Below are 1,244 nucleotides of genomic sequence, written 5' to 3'. Positions count from 1 at the left end.
TGAACTGGTCAAGTAATTCTGGACACCAGTTAAGGTTTCACGAGGCCAGTTTCTCCATAGCGACCGGCGACCGGTAGTCGTTGTAGCTATGGAGCCTGACGTTGTTGTAACGCATCACATAACGTTGCATGTCCACACGGGCTTCGTGCTCCGAGCTGTAGCCATTCTCTGGCACCCACTCGGACTTCAAGCTTCCAAAGAAGCGCTCCATCGGGGCGTTGTCCCAGCATTCACCTTTACGACTCATGCTGTGCACAAGTCCGTGCTTACTTATTTCATTTCTGAATTTATGGCTGGTGTATTGGCAGCCTTGATCCGAATGAAACAGTACTTTCTTGGGACGGCCTCGCAGTTCGACCGCCATCCGTAGTGCTTCGCAGGTCAGCGCGGCGTCAGAAATCATCGAGAACGACCACCCGACAACCCGACGAGCGTACAAATCCAGAACCGCTGCAAAATACAGCCACCGCTTGCCGACTCTGATGTACGTCACATCCCCGCACCAGACCTGGTTTATCGCCGAGGCATCAAACTTGCGCTTGAGGACATGCGGCGCCACCAGGGCTTCCACGCCGGAAGATTTATACTTGTGCCGTCGACGCTGACGACTCGCAACACCAGCTTCGCGCATCAAACTGCGAGCCATATATCGCCCGACACGATGTCCCTTTGCTTGTAGCTCCTTGGAAAGAGTGCGGGCCCCCGCGGACGCTCTGGACTCCTTGTGATGCTCGATCAACACGGTTTTCAACTTCTCCCGCTCAGGCTTCACCTTGCCTTGGCGCTGACGCCAGGCGTAAAAGCTGCTGCGGTTGACTCCAAACGCCCGACAGCAATTGTTAACGCCGTATTGCTCGTCCAGCTTATCGATCAGCGAGAATGATCTTTGGAGTCCAAAAGCAGGAGAGCACTGGCCTTTTTTAGGATTTCAATGTCCAGATCCTTTTGCCTGAGCAACGCTTTAAGCTGCTGAATCTCCCGCTGTTCGGCGGTAATCGCCTTGGCCCCTTGCGGGGTCGAGCCCAAGCGTTCTTGACGCACCTGATCGACCCAACGGCGCAAGGCCGTAGGGCCAATATCCAAACTGGCACAGACCTCAGGGACCGACTGGCCCTCGTCCAGCACCAAGCTGGCAGCCTTGAGCTTGAACTCTCTGGAATAAGATTTACGCATACCCAAACACCTCAGATTTGGGCGCAATCATAGCGCCCGATTGAAGTGTCCAAAATCATTAGGCCAGTTCA

Annotated in this window: 2 protein-coding genes; both read right to left on the bottom strand. The window is 54.5% G+C overall.

The window, feature by feature from the left end; all coding sequences use genetic code 11:
• Window positions 1-37: 37 nt before the first annotated feature.
• The gene (locus ACODSJ_RS24690) at window positions 38-862 is read right to left on the bottom strand and encodes an IS3 family transposase (protein ID WP_489104222.1); all 825 of its coding nucleotides are present in this window, start codon (window positions 860-862) and stop codon (window positions 38-40) included.
• An 8-nt stretch (window positions 863-870) separates the two neighbouring features.
• A complete protein-coding gene (locus ACODSJ_RS24685) occupies window positions 871-1,173 on the bottom strand; it encodes a transposase (RefSeq protein ID WP_489104221.1) in 303 nt (100 codons plus the stop codon).
• Between the last annotated feature and the right edge of the window lie 71 nt (window positions 1,174-1,244).

This window comes from Pseudomonas sp. FG6 (assembly GCF_057809015.1).
The sequence above is the reverse complement of the archived record's forward strand: the minus strand, read 5'-3'. Positions and strand labels throughout refer to the sequence as shown.

Coding starts and splice junctions, on each gene's coding strand:
- ACODSJ_RS24685 (WP_489104221.1), bottom strand. CDS start 1,173: ATGCGTAAATCTTATTCCAGAGAGTTCAAGCTCAAGGCTGCCAGCTTG.